General features: G+C 60.4%; 16 protein-coding genes and 1 tRNA gene. 11 read left to right on the top strand and 6 right to left on the bottom strand.

Features of this window, described 5'->3' with window-relative positions; genetic code table 11:
* Positions 1 to 44: 44 nt before the first annotated feature.
* Complete coding sequence (locus ACO06R_RS15050; RefSeq protein ID WP_421851643.1) at positions 45 to 626, top strand: hypothetical protein; 582 nt, start codon at positions 45 to 47, stop codon at positions 624 to 626.
* 50 nt (positions 627 to 676) lie between these two features.
* On the opposite strand, the gene ACO06R_RS15045 is transcribed toward ACO06R_RS15050, so the two are convergent.
* The 3 genes from ACO06R_RS15045 to ACO06R_RS15035 all read right to left on the bottom strand — a co-directional run bounded on the left by ACO06R_RS15045 (position 677) and on the right by ACO06R_RS15035 (position 3,309).
* Positions 677 to 1,921, bottom strand: a complete 1,245-nt coding sequence (locus ACO06R_RS15045; protein WP_421851640.1) for an MFS transporter — start codon at positions 1,919 to 1,921, stop codon at positions 677 to 679.
* Positions 1,922 to 1,930: 9 nt separating this feature from the next.
* Complete coding sequence (gene gpt / locus ACO06R_RS15040) at positions 1,931 to 2,428, bottom strand: xanthine phosphoribosyltransferase (protein ID WP_421851637.1); 498 nt, start codon at positions 2,426 to 2,428, stop codon at positions 1,931 to 1,933.
* Positions 2,429 to 2,535: 107 nt separating this feature from the next.
* A complete protein-coding gene (locus ACO06R_RS15035; protein WP_421851634.1) occupies positions 2,536 to 3,309 on the bottom strand; it encodes a competence/damage-inducible protein A in 774 nt (257 codons plus the stop codon).
* Positions 3,310 to 3,562: 253 nt separating this feature from the next.
* Between ACO06R_RS15035 and ACO06R_RS15030 the strand changes: the two genes are divergently transcribed.
* Positions 3,563 to 5,161: an aldehyde dehydrogenase family protein gene (locus ACO06R_RS15030; protein WP_421851631.1), complete on the top strand. Its 1,599-nt coding sequence runs from the start codon at positions 3,563 to 3,565 to the stop codon at positions 5,159 to 5,161.
* Here the strand turns inward: ACO06R_RS15030 and ACO06R_RS15025 are convergent.
* Entirely contained in the window at positions 5,114 to 5,425 is a 312-nt protein-coding gene (locus ACO06R_RS15025; RefSeq protein WP_421851628.1) for a hypothetical protein, read from the bottom strand. The genes ACO06R_RS15030 and ACO06R_RS15025 overlap by 48 nt on opposite strands.
* A 61-nt stretch (positions 5,426 to 5,486) precedes the next feature.
* Here ACO06R_RS15025 and ACO06R_RS15020 point away from each other — a divergent pair, with 61 nt between their 5' ends.
* The 3 genes from ACO06R_RS15020 to ACO06R_RS15010 all read left to right on the top strand — a co-directional run bounded on the left by ACO06R_RS15020 (position 5,487) and on the right by ACO06R_RS15010 (position 7,358).
* Positions 5,487 to 5,852, top strand: coding sequence for a hypothetical protein (locus ACO06R_RS15020; RefSeq protein WP_421851625.1), 366 nt, complete (start codon positions 5,487 to 5,489; stop codon positions 5,850 to 5,852).
* 11 nt (positions 5,853 to 5,863) lie between these two features.
* On the top strand, positions 5,864 to 6,685 hold the full coding sequence (locus ACO06R_RS15015; protein ID WP_421851622.1) for an SDR family oxidoreductase: 822 nt from the start codon (positions 5,864 to 5,866) through the stop codon (positions 6,683 to 6,685).
* Positions 6,686 to 6,950: 265 nt separating this feature from the next.
* Positions 6,951 to 7,358: a DUF4345 domain-containing protein gene (locus tag ACO06R_RS15010; protein ID WP_421851619.1), complete on the top strand. Its 408-nt coding sequence runs from the start codon at positions 6,951 to 6,953 to the stop codon at positions 7,356 to 7,358.
* Positions 7,359 to 7,518: 160 nt separating this feature from the next.
* Here the strand turns inward: ACO06R_RS15010 and ACO06R_RS15005 are convergent.
* Positions 7,519 to 7,603 (bottom strand) — tRNA-Leu (locus ACO06R_RS15005).
* A 764-nt stretch (positions 7,604 to 8,367) separates the two neighbouring features.
* Between ACO06R_RS15005 and ACO06R_RS15000 the strand changes: the two genes are divergently transcribed.
* Positions 8,368 to 9,153 carry a sulfotransferase family 2 domain-containing protein gene (locus ACO06R_RS15000; RefSeq protein ID WP_421851617.1) on the top strand — a complete coding sequence of 262 codons (786 nt, stop codon included), beginning with the start codon at positions 8,368 to 8,370 and terminating at the stop codon, positions 9,151 to 9,153.
* A gap of 12 nt (positions 9,154 to 9,165) precedes the next feature.
* On the opposite strand, the gene ACO06R_RS14995 is transcribed toward ACO06R_RS15000, so the two are convergent.
* Positions 9,166 to 9,768, bottom strand: a complete 603-nt coding sequence (locus ACO06R_RS14995; protein ID WP_421851614.1) for a TetR/AcrR family transcriptional regulator — start codon at positions 9,766 to 9,768, stop codon at positions 9,166 to 9,168.
* 277 nt (positions 9,769 to 10,045) lie between these two features.
* Between ACO06R_RS14995 and ACO06R_RS14990 the strand changes: the two genes are divergently transcribed.
* The 5 genes from ACO06R_RS14990 (at position 10,046) to ACO06R_RS14970 (ending at position 14,789) form a co-directional block, all read left to right on the top strand.
* Entirely contained in the window at positions 10,046 to 10,870 is an 825-nt protein-coding gene (locus ACO06R_RS14990; RefSeq protein WP_421851611.1) for an ABC transporter ATP-binding protein, read from the top strand.
* 44 nt (positions 10,871 to 10,914) lie between these two features.
* Positions 10,915 to 12,177, top strand: coding sequence for an ABC transporter substrate-binding protein (locus ACO06R_RS14985; RefSeq protein ID WP_421851608.1), 1,263 nt, complete (start codon positions 10,915 to 10,917; stop codon positions 12,175 to 12,177).
* Entirely contained in the window at positions 12,174 to 13,010 is an 837-nt protein-coding gene (locus tag ACO06R_RS14980) for an ABC transporter permease (protein ID WP_421851605.1), read from the top strand. The genes ACO06R_RS14985 and ACO06R_RS14980 overlap by 4 nt, the downstream gene beginning before the upstream one ends.
* A gap of 60 nt (positions 13,011 to 13,070) precedes the next feature.
* Entirely contained in the window at positions 13,071 to 13,610 is a 540-nt protein-coding gene (locus tag ACO06R_RS14975) for an OsmC family protein (protein ID WP_421851602.1), read from the top strand.
* A gap of 66 nt (positions 13,611 to 13,676) precedes the next feature.
* Complete coding sequence (locus ACO06R_RS14970; protein ID WP_421851600.1) at positions 13,677 to 14,789, top strand: acyl-CoA dehydrogenase family protein; 1,113 nt, start codon at positions 13,677 to 13,679, stop codon at positions 14,787 to 14,789.
* Positions 14,790 to 14,828: the final 39 nt, after the last annotated feature.

The following is a 14,828-nucleotide window of genomic DNA, read 5'->3' as shown; positions in this document are numbered from 1 at the left end:
ATCGCAATTCCCCAGTCGAGAACGAAACCTGGTGAGGAGACACCATGATCAACACGACCATCAAGCATATCCTGGCTGCATCCGTAGTGGCATGCGCATGCGGACAGGCGGTTGCCGCGGACGAACACGTTCCGGCAGTGACCGAATACGTGAATGAAAATGTCATGCCGTGGCTGACAGATCCGATCGTCGTCAATGCCGTCAAGGCGCAGAACGACAAGAATGCCGGCATCTCGCAGGCCGATATCGATGCGCTCGACCAGAAGTGGCGCGCCGGCGTCGATGGCGGCGACACCACGCTGATCGAGGACGTGCTGGCCAACGAACTTTCCGATTTCCTGCGTTCCAGGCAGGCTGAGTCGGGCGGCACCATCACCGAAGTGTTCGTGATGGACAACAAGGGCCTGAATGTCGGCCAGAGCGACGTTACCTCCGACTACTGGCAGGGCGACGAAGGCAAGTGGCAGAAGACCTACGGCATGGGCCCGTCGGCAGTGTTCGTCGACGAGGTCGAGAAGGACGAGTCGACGCAGACCCTCCAGTCGCAGGCCAGCGTGACGATTGCCGACGAAGCCGGCAACCCGATTGGCGCCATCACCATCGGCATCGATCTGTCCAGCATCTGATCGATAGCCCACGGCACCCTTTTTGAGGCCCGCGCATGCGCGGGCCTCTTTTATGGCGACTGCCTTGCGCGGTGGCGGTAGGCGAGACAGGCCGCGATGATATAAAAGACGGCGCTGAGTGCGAACCATGCGCCCGGAAAATTGAGGACCGGCATCGGCCGGGCGACTTCCCACAGCACCAGCGCTGCAGCGAACGGGCCAATGACGACCGCGAGCGCATTGACCGCGTTCAAGACACCCTGCAACTGTCCCTGACGGGTTTCGTCGACACTTTGCGAACAGATCGCCACCAGCGTCGGGTTGGCGATACCGTTGCCCAGGATATGCAACCCGATCAATGGGTAGGCGAGCCAGCCGCTGTCGGCGAACACGAACAGGCCGAGTGCGACCGCGCTCACGGCAAATCCGCAAAACACCGCCGTCCATTCGCCCAGCCGGCGCACTGCGGGCCCGACAAGAAAGCCTTGCACGGCAAATGACGCGATGCCGACGAAGGCGAGCGACCATGCCGCCGCGCGGATGTCCCATCCAAACCGGAAATCGGCATACAAGACCCAGTTGCTTTCAAGCCCTCGCTGGCCGATGGCGGTGACAAACAACGCGATCAGAAGCGGCAGGATGGCCGGGAAGGCGGCGATTCGCCTGACCGCACGGAACGGGTTGGCCTCGCTGCGGACGATCGTGCGGCGATGTTCGCGTTTCAGCGTCTCGGGTAGAAACACCAGTCCGAACAGGACGTTGAACGTGGCCATCGCGGCGGCTGCAAAGAACGGCAGACGGATGTCGACAGAGCCGAGTGCGCCGCCGACCAACGGCCCGAGAATGAAGCCGAGGCCGAACGCCGCGCCGATATAGCCAAAATTGCGCGCCCGCGTCTCCGGGCTGGATATGTCGGCCATGGCCGCGTTGGCGGTTGTGGCGGTGGCCCCGAAGATACCGCCGACTATGCGGGCGGCGGCGAGCCAGATCAGGTCCGGCGCAAACGCTGTCAGCATGTAATCGACGCCGAGGCCGGCAAGCGAGATCAACAGCACCGGACGGCGGCCGAAACGGTCGGACAGCATGCCGACCAGTGGCGAGAAGGCGAACTGCATCACCGCGAACGCGGTGGCGATCACCGCATAGGCCGCCGCCGCCTCGGCCACCGAGCCGCCGCCCATCGTCTGGACGAGCTTTGGCAGCACCGGCCAGGCGAGGCCGACGCCCAGCATGTTGATGACAACTGTCAGCAGGATGAAAATGACCGCCGAACCATTGCCCGGCTTCGCGGGCGGCGGGGCGGCCGTGTTTGCCACGGAGCAAACCTAGCCGTGGTGGTCCTTGGCGATCGGCTCCTGGTAGGAGAAGCCCATGTCCCAGGGAAAATAGATCCAGGTGTCCTGGCTGACCTCGGTGACGAAGGTGTCGACCAGCGGCCGGCCCTTGGGTTTGGCATAAACGGTGGCGAAATGCGCCTTGGGCAGCATCGCGCGCACCAGGCCGGCAGTCTTGCCGGTGTCCGTCAGGTCGTCGACAATCAGGATGCCTTCGCCGTCATCGGTGCTGAGCGAGGCGCTTACCTCCTTCAGTACCTGGATGTCGCCCTGCGTCGCGTAGTCGTGGTAGCTGGCCACGCAAACCGTCTCGACGATGCGGATGCCGAGCTCGCGCGAGATGATCGCCGCCGGCACCAGCCCGCCGCGGGTAATGCAGACAATGCCCCGCCAGCCATTGCCGACACCCGATATCCGCCAGGCAAGCGCCCGGGCATCGCGGTGGAACTGGTCCCAGGAAACGGGAAAGGCTTTTTCAGGCAGCGACATGATCGGTCCCGGCGGTCATTTCTAAGGTGGCGAAGCTGATAGCCCCATTGGACCCGCGCGGCAAGCGCCGCCGCAGGGGAAATCGGTGAGGAAACTGTGGAGACCGCTCAGCCGTCGAGGCCGGCGATCATCTGGCGGACCGCTTCCGTGGCTTCATCGAGCCGCGCCTCCTCGGCGCCGCGCAGCACGATCTCGGTCCAGAACTTGCCCTTGTCGTGTTTCGGATAGGAGCCGATGGCGATATCGGTGAAGCGGTCCTGGACGGCGGCGAGCGGTTCGCCGATCGTGCCTTCGCCATGCGGGCAGTGAACGGCGCGCGACATCAGCTTGCGGCCGGTGCGCAGCGTCGGCACCACAGTGTCGAGCATCGCCTGGAATACCGCCGGCACGCCGGCCATCACATGCACGTTGCCGATCATGAAGCCGGGCGCGATCGAGACCGGATTGTCGATATGCACCGCACCTTCCGGCATCCGCGCCATACGCTTGCGCGCGTCGGTGAATTCCAGCCCGCGCTCGGCATAGACGGCGGCGAGCATCTGCATGGCGCGCGGCTCGTGATCGCATGGCAGGCCGAACGCCTTGGACACGGCGTCGGCGGTGATGTCGTCATGGGTCGGGCCGATGCCGCCCGACGTGAAGACATAGGTGTAGCGGGCGCGCAGCGCGTTGACCGCCTCGATGATCGCCTCCTCGTCGTCAGAGACGATGCGCACCTCTTTCAGGTCGACGCCGATCGCCGTCATCAATGCGGCCAGATGCCCGGCATTCTTCTCGCGGATACGGCCCGACAGGATCTCGTCGCCGATCACCAGCATGGCGGCGGTGACGACCGACAGGTCGGCGGCGGTCTCTTCGGGCGTGGCGGCGGTTTCGGTCATCGCGCCATTCATACGGCGGAAGCCTGGCCTTGTGAAGAAACCGAAACAGCAAAGACGGCCTGTATGCAGTGGTCTCATTTGACGATACGGCTTCCATCGTGGCGCGAAACGCACGATCGCTGTCCAAGCGCAAAGTAGATCAGCACATCAAGGTTGGCGCGATCCGCAATTATTCTGGCACGTTTCGTACTGGCGGAGAACAAGTTCTACCTGTTTGTTTGCTCTCAATGTCCAGCGAAGCAACGGGGATCAAATGATGCGAGCACAAGAAGCTCTTGACAGTCTTAAACCCGCTGATTGGGCGGCCACCGATGCCGTGGAGCGGCTGGCACTGATTGAAAAAATCCAGGGCAATCTGCTGCGCCACGCCGATGAGCTTGGCGCGGTGGATGCCAAAATGAAGAACGAGCACGCAGGGGAAGGCGCTGTGTCTGGTGCCGAGGGGATCGCAAGCACGGTCAACGCCATGGGCAACACGCTCATGGGCATCCGGCATCTTTACGAGGCTCTGGTAGGTGGAGAGCTGCCGAAGGCAAACGGCATCAAGAAAATCGGTGACAATCTCTATGAAGTCGATGTGTTCCCGATCCACAAGAAAGACAAGCTGCTCGCCGGCAAAGCCATAGGTCTGCTCCATATTGCAGGCGAGCCGAAACAGGTAGACCCGCTGGACAAGCCCGCGGGCGTGATCGCCGTGTCGGGTGCGGGCAACTATAGTTCCTCCATCGAAATGGCCATGGCGCTGTTCCTAGAGAACAAGGCCGTCATCCATAAGCCGCACCAGTTGAACGAGGCTACCGACGAAGTCTGGGCCAAGATTTTTGCGCCGCTGATCGAGCGCAAGGCGCTAGCCTTCATTGATGGCGATCAAGGTCGCGACATGTCGGCGCTAGAAGGGCTGGAGGCCATTTACTTTACAGGCTCTACCGGCGTGGCCCACGCCATTCAAAGTGCGGCTTCTGCTCCCCTGGTCTCAGAATGTGGCGGCAACAACCCTTGCATTATCGTGCCGGGCGCGTGGACCGAGAAAGAGATGAAGCACTGGGCGATCCAGATTGCCTCGGTCGGTAAACTCAATGGCGGCGCGGTTTGTGGGCGGCCGCAGACGATCATCACTTCGAAAAACTGGCCACAGCGCGAAGAGTTTATCACCGCCTTGCGCAAGGCCATTCAGGAAGAGACCTTCGGCACGGCGACCTACTATCCCGGTGTGCAAAAAACCAAAGAACAGTTCCTCGAAAACCAACCCACAGCGGAGGTGCTCAAGCCTGAAGGCGGCGCCCATCCTAACAGCGACTTCGTCTTTATTCCCGGTATTGGTGAGGATGATTTTGCCGTCCACAATGAAGCTTTCTGCCAGGTTTTCAGCGAATTGCCCTTGGATACAGAAAACGACGCCAGCGACTTCCTGACCAAGGCCACAGCGTTTTGCAACGACACACTGCTCGGCTCGCTCGGTTGTATGATGCTGGTGGACAATGACACCCTCAAAGCCAATGAAGACAGGGTTCATCAAGCCGTGCGCGAGTTGAACTATGGCGGGATTGCGGTGAACAATGTGCCGCCGAATATCTGGCTCAATGGCTATCTGACATGGGGCGGCTGTGGCGAAACGACCGAGGACTTCATCTCAGGCGTTGGCAATTTCGGCAATGCGCTGAATTTCGAGAACATCGTGAAATCCGTCATCATTGACGATTTCAGCGCACAGACCTTTGCGCTGACCAATCGCCGGCAAATCGACCACATGCTCACAAACGCAGCGTTGTTCTCGGTCGATCAAAGTTGGGGGCGGTTTGCCAAACTAGCCGGGCAAATGGTCATCGACGGTATTGGAGGCAAGGATTTCTAGGGAGGCAAGACAACCCATGAATACGAAAATCAGGACGGCAGCACCTTTGGCGCTCTGATCCAGAATGTGGGCGTTGGTGTGGCTGATGTGCAAAGCCAGCAGCGCGATCACGCGCACGTCTCGCTGGTCCAGGCACCAAACCAGATCAACAAGCTGATTGGGTTGGGAGCCCAGCTTCCTGAAGAACAGGCTCTCGCACGACGAGTAGAGACGCGATGACGGTTGGCCAGTGATGGCCAGCGAGAACCCCAATGCTCGGAACATGGGAAAGCAGAACGGCTGGTGGCGTAAGTGCCAAAGCAGTCAGGATAGAAGGACAGTTTCAATGAGCAAAGCCGCGATCAGTATCATGGCCTACGGGATTTATGCCCTTGGCGCGGGTGTGACATTCCTCTTGGTGCCCAACATGGCCCTGCCGATCTACGGGATGGAGCCCGCTGCCGACCACTGGATTACAACCGTGGCGATCCTGACGCTGGGCCTCGCCTATTATTACATTACTGCGGCCCGCACCGAAAACCGAGGCTTCTTCCACATGAGCTGGAAGGGCCGCACCTGGTTTTTCACCGCAACCCTAGCGACTGTTCTCTTGGGCAAGGCGCCCGTGGGCATGCTGCTTGTCGGGTCGACCGACCTCATTATGGCGTTGTGGACCGTTTGGGCCATCCGCCAGGATGAAAGAACATCTTGAAAGGAAACGACATGACTAAGACCATTCTGATCACTGGTTGCAGCAGCGGCATTGGCCGCATGACCGCAAAGTTCTTTCAGGAGAAGGGCTGGAACGTAATCGCGACGGTCCGCGACAAGCCGGAAGAAGACACCGAGTTGAACGCCCTCGACAATGTTCTTGTTACCGCACTGGATGTGACCAAGTTGGACACGATCGAAGCTGCCATGGCGGCCGGGATCGAGCGCTTTGGCGCAATCGATGTTCTTTTGAACAACGCAGGTTACGGAGCTTACGGCATTCTGGAAGCGACACCTGAGCACAAAATCCGTATGCAGTTTGACGTAAACGTCATCGGCCCGCTGCTCTGCACAAAGGTCGTTCTGCCTCATATGCGCGCCCGCGGCGAAGGAACAATTATCAACATCTCTTCCATGGGCGGCAAGGTCACCTTCCCACTGGGCACGCTTTATCACGGCTCGAAATTCGCCGTAGAAGGGATGAGCGAAGCTCTGTCTTTCGAGCTTGCCGCCATCGGGGTCAAAGTGAAGATGATCGAACCCGGCATGATCAACACCAACTTTGCCGAAACCACGGGAAGCTTGTTGGATATCGATCCGAGCCAGGAAGACTATACGCCTTTCCTTGAAAAAGTCCTGGCGGGAATGCAGCAAGCGGGCAGCCAGCATTCAGAACCGATCATCGTCGCCGAAGCGGTCTGGAAAGCTGCAACGGACGGGACGGACCAGATGCGCTACATTGCCGGCCCGGATGCAGAGCAGCTCATTTCGGCGCGCAAGGCGATGGAGGATCCCGAATACCTGGCTATGGTGCGGAGCAATATGGGGCTGTGAAGTCGTAGTCGGCGGATTGTATCGGGCCCGCTTCCGGGCGGGCCAGCCGTGACTCGTTGAATAGCCAATCACGGTGCTTCTTGAATACTCCGCCATAGATCATTGCCGCTGGGTGCAACTGGCGAAGGCTCCATTAACCGCCTTGGAACGACCAAATTGCCGCCTTCGGCATTCGTCGACCTTGCCCTTGTTTGCATCGACAAGAAATCGGTCGTGTGCTTACAGCCGGACAAAACACAATCTAGTTCTCGGTAGGATTGGTTTCATGAATGTGTTCAAGCTACTGGTTTGTATTTTGGCTGCAATTCCGCTGACGACCGGAACGATTGAGTTCTATCAGGGTGTAGCTTCGCAGCAGGCATTGGGGGCTGATCTCGGCGATGGATTCAGCGATCCTGCGTTGAACAATATTTTCAGGTTCTTTGCGGCGATTTGGGTGGGATTTGGTGTTTTCCTGATTATCTTTGTTCGCAATCTGGAGAGATACTCAGTGCCAATGACGGCCGCTCTGGCAATCGTTGTCATCGGTGGTGTCGGGCGAATAATGTCAGTAGTAGAATTCGGTTTGCCTGAAAAGCAAGACACATCGATATGGGTAGTCATTTGTGTTGAGGTTGTAATTGTTCCTGCAATGCTGGTCTGGTTTGTTCGCGCAGACAAGACAGGACATTAGAAGAAGTAACTCCTTAAAGAGGCTCTGCATCCCGCAATTGGACATCTGTTGATATAGTTGCCCCGTACGTCTTGGGCGAGTTAAGGCGAAGGTCCTTGCTCGATGACGGGATGCGTCTAGCGAAAATGAGCTCAAACTGCGTCACCATTCCAGTTCGATCTGGTACGGGCGGCGGGACTTGAACCCGCACGGCCAAAGGCCTCCGGATTTTAAGTCCGGTATGTCTACCATTCCATCACGCCCGCGCCGATCTTCGGTTTATCCGTCACACAGGATTTTGCAACTCGACCAACGAACTTCCACGGTAAAACGAGGTGTGACGGATGTGTGCCGTACCGCAACACAGCGACCCCGTGCGAAAGTAAAAATGCCGGAAAACCGGGCGCATGAACGGACGGAAATTCCTGGGCCTGTGGCTGTGCCGGTTTGGGTCCGGCAGGGGGCACCAGATCAGCTCCTTTGCCCTGATTTTGCTGTCTTTTTCGACTTTACTCGCACCGGGTTCCAAGGTGCGGGCCGCCGGCCGGCACTGAGCCGGCCCGACCTAGATGTATGAAGATGAACGCGTGCTTGCGTGATACGATCATTGCGTCATCCGGGCTACGGGCTCTACGTCATCCGCTTACTCAACCTGTTGCGAGACGCGCGACGAGACTCAAGGGCCCTTTGTTCGTGGATGAAATGATGACTCAAAGCGAAAGGCGCAACGCCCGGAATAAGCGGCGTTCCAGTGGAAATGGCCGGATTTCGGACGCGCGCTACCCGCGCAGAGATGAGATGAATGGCGAACAAGCAAACGCGGCAACCCGCCGGTACGGCCGCATGAACTGTCGACTCTCAGCAGTGTTCTTGCGTCACGTTATTCGAAGATGCTTCCGTTCATCGAGTTAAAGCGCAGGAATCCGTGCAAATGAGCATTTGTAATGTTTCAGCGGCTTGCCGGTTTCAACGTCGAGGAATATGCAAGCTGCGGGAGACGTCGAAAACACTGGAAGAGTAGAGCTGCCGCATGCAGAAAAGCTCGCGCCGAAACCGGCAGACGACCGCTGTTATCCTGCACAATCAAAAGCTGGTTTACGTTGTGACAGAAAAGGTCGCATCGACGACCCTCTACTACGCCATGCTGCAAACAGCTGGAATGGAAGAAACCTCTCAGAATCCGAGGCGCTGGCTGCGTTCTGCCGCCGCCAGAAAGCGCGTTCGCGACAGCGGCGTCGATATCCGAAAAATCGATCCGCAGGAGATTTCCCGGTTGCGCGTCGAGCTGGCGGATTACTTCTGGTTCTGCGCCAAGCGCGATCCGTTCCGGCGCGTGATATCGGGCTACAAGGACAAGATCCACAAAACCATTCGCAACGGCGATTTCGCAACGTACCTGCTTGCGGAGGCGAGAGGGTTTGGCGCCAGCTTCGTTTCATCGAAGAACCGGCGGGATTGCCGGCTCGATGCACTGCACCGGTCGGTCGACCTAGCGCGCTTCATGGTGCTGATCGAGCGCTTGGGGGTCGGTTTCGACGTGCATTTCGAGCAGCAGGTTCGCATAACCCGGTTCGGCGAGGTCGACTACGATTTCGTTGTTTCGGTGGAAGATTTCGACAAGGATATCGAGACGTTGCATCAGATCCTCGCCGGCCGCTCTATCGACTTGAAGGTGCCGGAGGTGAGGCTCAATCAGGCCCGCCTACCGAGCCGGCCGATCACATTGCCTGAGGATTTCCGGGAGAAAGTCGTCGAACTCTACGCGCCGGATTTTGAGGCGTTCGATTACGATCCTGAGGCGCGTATCCGCCTCTGACGGCCAGGCGGCTCAGCTGTCAGCGAGCAACCGGGCGGCTGCGTTGCGCCCGTGGACGGCGACGTCGGGATCGCGGGTGATCAGGGCGGCGACGATTGCGCCGTCGATCAGAAGATTCAGCTCGTGCGTCAGTCCTTCCGGATCATCGGGTCGCGCTTCGCGGGCCAATTCCGTAATCTTGTCGAGCACGATCTTCTTGTGCTTGAGCGTCAACAGGCGGAGCCGGTCGTTTTCCTTGTCGTGTTCGCCCACCGCATTGATGAACGGGCATCCGTAGAAATGCTCTTCGGCAAACCACTTCTTCAACACGTCGAACAGATGTTCCAGCTTGTCGCGCGCATCGCCGGGCAGGGCATCTACCTCCTCGGAGAACCAGTCGCGCCAGGTTGAGCCCTCTCGCTCCAGCACGGCTTCGACAAGCCCCTCCTTGGAGCCGAACGCCTTGTAAAGCGTGGTCTTCGCCGTACCGGCCGCCGCGACGATCGCGTCGACGCCGGTGGCGTTGATGCCATAGCGGCAGAACAGATCGCTGGCGGCAAGCAACAGCCGCTCGCGCGCCGCCCCCGGATAGCGGGCGATGTTGATCGCAGGCGCGGAAGATGGATCGGCGGACACGGGCAGCCTCGGGGGTAAACAGAACGATCATTATCCCTTAGAGGCCCGGCCGGATTATTTCAATGCGGGGGCCGGGTGTACTCCGGGTTCACTCCCGGATTCTGCTGGCGCGCAAACAGGCATCGCCCATTCGTTAAGCAAACCCGGGAAATCGATCTCTCGCTGGGTGAACAAGAGAGATGCGTGAAATCAATGCGTTACGCCTGCTCGCACGAGTTGGCACGCCATCTGCAGGAGGGGAAACAGAACGGTATGTTTTCTGATTGAGGGATATGCATTGAAAGGCGCGCATCTAGCTGTGGAGACGGTCAGCCACACCTACCGGCGGGGTCGTCAGCAGGCCTTGGCCGGCATCGACCTTGAAGTGAATCCCGGCGAGGCGCTTGCGCTTGTAGGCCGCTCTGGCTGCGGCAAGTCGACATTGCTGCACATCATGTCGGGCCTGATCGCGCCAAGCGCGGGCAAAGTCTATGTCGACGGGCTCAAGGTCGAGGAACCATCTCCCAAATGGGTCGTGATGTTCCAGCAGCCGTCGCTCTATCCCTGGATGACGGTAGCCCAGAATGTCGCGTTGGGTCTGCGCTTTACCGGCCGTTCGGGCGAGATTGCCACGCGCGTGCCGGAAATGCTGCGGCTGGTCGAACTGTCGGACTATGCCGACCGCAACGTGCAGGACCTGTCTGGCGGCCAGCAGCAGCGCGTTGCGCTGGCGCGCTCATTGGCGCCGAGCCCCAAAATCCTGTTTCTCGACGAACCTTTTTCGGCGCTCGACGCTTTCACGCGCAGCAGCCTGCAGCGCGACGTCCGCCGCATCGCAAAGGAACTCGGCATCACGCTGGTCCTTGTGACCCATGACCTCGCTGAAGCAGTCATCATGGCCGAGCGGGCGGTGGTTCTGTCGGCCAATCCGGGCCGTGTGCGCGACATCGTGCCGATCGACCTCGACAATCGCGACGACCTGCGGACGCCTGAATATGCGCGCGCGCGTGCCCGGCTTGCTGCGGCCTACGAAACCGCCGCTGGCCTCGATCTCGCGCCGGGCGCCGCACCTGCCATGCCGCTTCGCGTCGTCGAACCAGAACAGCCGCGCGGCGCCGCCTGATCACGCCAACCTATCAAAAGGACCAGCACAGAGAGGACGACCAGATGACCGACACGCCAAAGAACCGCCCCGACAGCATGGATTTGGACGACGAGTACTTCCCCAACGATTTCACGCGCCGCCAGACGCTCGACATGTTCGCCGCCGGCGGTCTGATGGCCGCACTCGGACCGCTGATCGGCGCGATGAGCACGCCCGCCTTTGCGTCCGCCAGCGATGAAGTCGTGCGCACCGGCTATCTGCCGATCACCGACGCGACCGCTTTGCTTGTTGCACACGGCATGAACTTCTTCGAGGACGAGGGCCTCAAGGCCGAGCGCCCGACGCTGATCCGCGGTTGGTCGCCGCTGGTCGAGGGTTTCGTCTCCGGCAAGTTCAACCTGGTGCATTTCCTCAAGCCGATCCCGGTCTGGATGCGCTACAACAACAACATCCCGGTCAAGCTGATGTCCTGGGCGCACACCAACGGTTCCGGCCTCGTGGTTGGCGGTCACACCGATGTGACCGACTTCAGCGGGCTCGGCGGCAAGCAGGTCGCTGTGCCTTTCTGGTATTCGATGCACAATATCGTGTTGCAATATGCGCTGCGCGAGTCCGGTGTCGTGCCGGTCATCAAGGGCGAAGGCGAAGCGCTCGCCGCCAATGAATGCAACCTGCAAATCCTGCCGCCGCCAGAAATGCCGGCCGCGCTCGCCTCACGCAAGATCGACGCCTACATCGTCGCCGAACCGTTCAACGCGCTCGGCGAGATCAAGGCCGGCGCGCGCATGCTGCGCTTCACCGGCGATATCTGGAAGAACCATCCGTGCTGCGTGATCTGCATGCACGAGCAGGCGACCACCGAGAAGAAAGAGTGGACGCAGAAGGTCATGAACGCCGTCGTGCGGGCTCAGATCTATGCCTCCAACAACAAGAAGGAGGTTGCCCGGCTGATGTCGAAGGACGGCGAGGGTTTTCTGCCGATGCCGGCAGCTGTCGTCGAACGCGCCATGACGCTCTACACCGACGAGGAAAGCTACACGGAATCCCAGGCCATCAAGCACGGCGCATCCTGGGGCAATGGTCGCATCGACTTCCAGCCCTGGCCCTATCCGTCAGCGACCAGGATGATCGTCGAGGAGATGAACAGGACGCTTGTCGGCGGCGACACGACCTTCCTCAAGGAGCTTGATCCGGACTTCGTCGCCAACGACCTCGTCGATTACGAGTTCGTCAGGAACGCGCTCGAGAAGTATCCGGAATGGAAGGACGATCCGTCGGTCAATCCGGGCGATCCGTTCAATCGCGAAGAGGTTCTCGAACTGTGAGTACCGATATCGCCGCCGATCCGGCCGCCATGGCTGCTGGGACGGAGCATGACCGCGCGGGACCGATCAAACTGCTGATGAGCGTCGGCTATGCCGTGCTTGGCATGGCCCTGCTGCTGCTGTTCTGGTGGATCGGCGGGCTGATGGTCCAGAACAACCCGGCGACCATGGCGTTTGCGGATTTCGCGCCGGCGCCGGCGCTCGACCGGCTCGCCGACATGCTGGCGAGTGGCGAGGCGGCGGCGATGACCGTGCCGAGCCTGGAGCGGGTGCTCATGGGCATGGCGATCGCCATTGCCATCGGCGTGCCGATCGGCATTCTGGTCGGCCGCGTCGCGGTGCTGCGCGAGATCACCAACATCCCGTTCCAGTTCCTGCGCATGATCTCGCCGCTTTCATGGATGCCGATCGCCGTCATGGCGTTCGCCACCTGGGAGGGCGCCATCGTCTTCCTGATCGCCGTGGCCGCGGTCTGGCCGATCCTGTTTTCCACGGCGGCGGGACTGCGGCGGATCGATCCGTCCTGGTTCAAGGTCGCCCGCAATCTCGGCGCGCGCCCCTGGCACATGCTGCTGGTTATCATCCTGCCGGCGATCAGCCAGGACATCCTGACCGGCATTCGTCTGGCGCTGGGTGTCGCGTGGATCGTGCTGGTACCCGCCGAATATCTCGGCGTCACCTCCGGCCTTGGCTACGCCATCAACGATGCCCGCGACACGCTCGAATACGACCGCCTGGCCGCAACCGTCGTGATCATCGGCGTCATCGGCTTCCTGCTCGATTTCGCCTGCCAGCAGGCGATTTCGAAACTCAGTTGGCACCGCGAGGACTGACGCGGGCCGCAACACGTCAAACTTGGACAACAAAACTTGGACAACAAGAGGAGAACCGAAATGTCCAGCCAACCAGCAACTGCCCTGACCGGCTGTCTTGCGCCGATCGACAAGTCCGGCCTCGACGGTCTGATCGAGAAGGGTAAACAGGACCCGAAAGCGGTCAAGACACTGAAATGCAAGACCGTCGCCGAAGGCCGGTTCCGCCACGCCAACTACATTCGCGATCTGGAGCCTTACATCGTCGACGAGCCGCCGGGCCTGCTCGGTGACGACACCGCGCCGAACCCGTCGGAAGCGTCGCTCGCCGCACTCGGTTCGTGCATAGCCGTCGGCCTGCACGCCAACGCCGTGCACCGGGGCATCACCATCAATTCGCTCGAGGTCGAGTTGGAGGGCGATCTCAACATCACCGCCGTCTGGGGCACCGGCGACGTGTCGGAAAAGCCGGTCGGCTTCACCGATGTGCGCATCCTCGTCCACATGGACGCCGACGCGCCGCAGCAGACCATCGACGAGTTGATCGACCATGTCTGCAAGTGGTCGCCGGTTTTCAACACCTTCTCGCGGCCCGTGAACATGGAAGCGAAATCCGTCTGATCCATCGGCCGCGCCCCATCGCGGGGCGCGGCCGCGACCGTGACATATCCGCCCAGGAGACCCGAAATGAACGTCGTTGCCCAATTCAACACCGCCGATTTCGACGAGATCGCCCGCATTGCGTCCACCGATCTGACGTCGCGCGCGCCGCAGATCGACGAGGAGCGTGTCTATCCCGAGGATATCATGCGCGCGTTCGGCGCCGCCGGCGCCTATGCGACGCATGTCTCGGGCATCGACGGCAACACCGAACTGGGTGACGCGATCAAGGCGATGGCAGCGGCCTCCGAGGTCTGCTTGTCGACCGGTTTTTGCGTCTGGTGCCAGAGCACGCTCGCCTGGTACATCTCCTCGTCCGACAGTGACTTCCTCAAGAGGGAAGTGCTGCCGAAGGTGATCAAGGGCCAGTCGCTCGGCGGTACCGGCATGTCCAATCCGCTGAAAGCGATCGGCGAGATCGAACCGATGCGTCTGAAGGGCGAGAAGGTCGAGGGCGGCTATCGGGTCAAGGGCATTCTCCCCTGGGTCTCCAACCTTGTCTCCGACGGCTATTTCGGAACCCTGTTCAATGTCGAGATCGAGGGCCAGGACAGCCCGCAGCGCGTCATGGCGATCATCCATGCCGGCTGGGAGGGCATCAAGCTCAGGCTCGACCACGATTTCGTCGCCATGGGCGGCACGGCGACCTGCAATGTGCAGTTCCGCGATGTTTTCGTGCCCGACGAATTCGTGCTCAGCGCGCCCGCCGAACCCTATATCAAGCGCATTCGTGGCGGTTTCATCCTGCTGCAATGCGGCATGGCGGCCGGCATGATCCGCAACTGCATCGACTTGATGAAGCAGGTCGAGGGGCCGCTCGGCCACATAAACAGTTACCTGGAGGTTCAACCCGCCGATATCGAAGCGCAGTATCAGGCGCTTGTCGGCGAAGTGCTGGAATTGGCCAAGACCCCCTATGACCCGTCGGACGCCTATTTCCGGCGTGTGCTGGAGGCCCGGCTGAAAGGCGGGGAACTGTCCGTTACCGCCGCGCATTGGGCACAGTTGCATTGCGGCGCGCGTGGCTATGTCAGCCAGGGCGCGGCGCAGCGGCGTCTGCGCGAAGCCTATTTCATCGCCATCGTTACGCCGGCAACCAAGCATCTGCGCAAACTGATCGCCGAGCTCGACGCGGCCTGACGGCGGCAACGGATTTTCGAGAAAGCCCTTTCCCAAGAC

It is taken from the genome of Oricola sp., from assembly GCF_965230365.1.
Taxonomy (GTDB): Bacteria; Pseudomonadota; Alphaproteobacteria; order Rhizobiales; family Rhizobiaceae; genus Oricola.
Note: the sequence above shows the minus strand (reverse complement) of the source record. Positions and strands in the feature narration are given on the sequence as shown.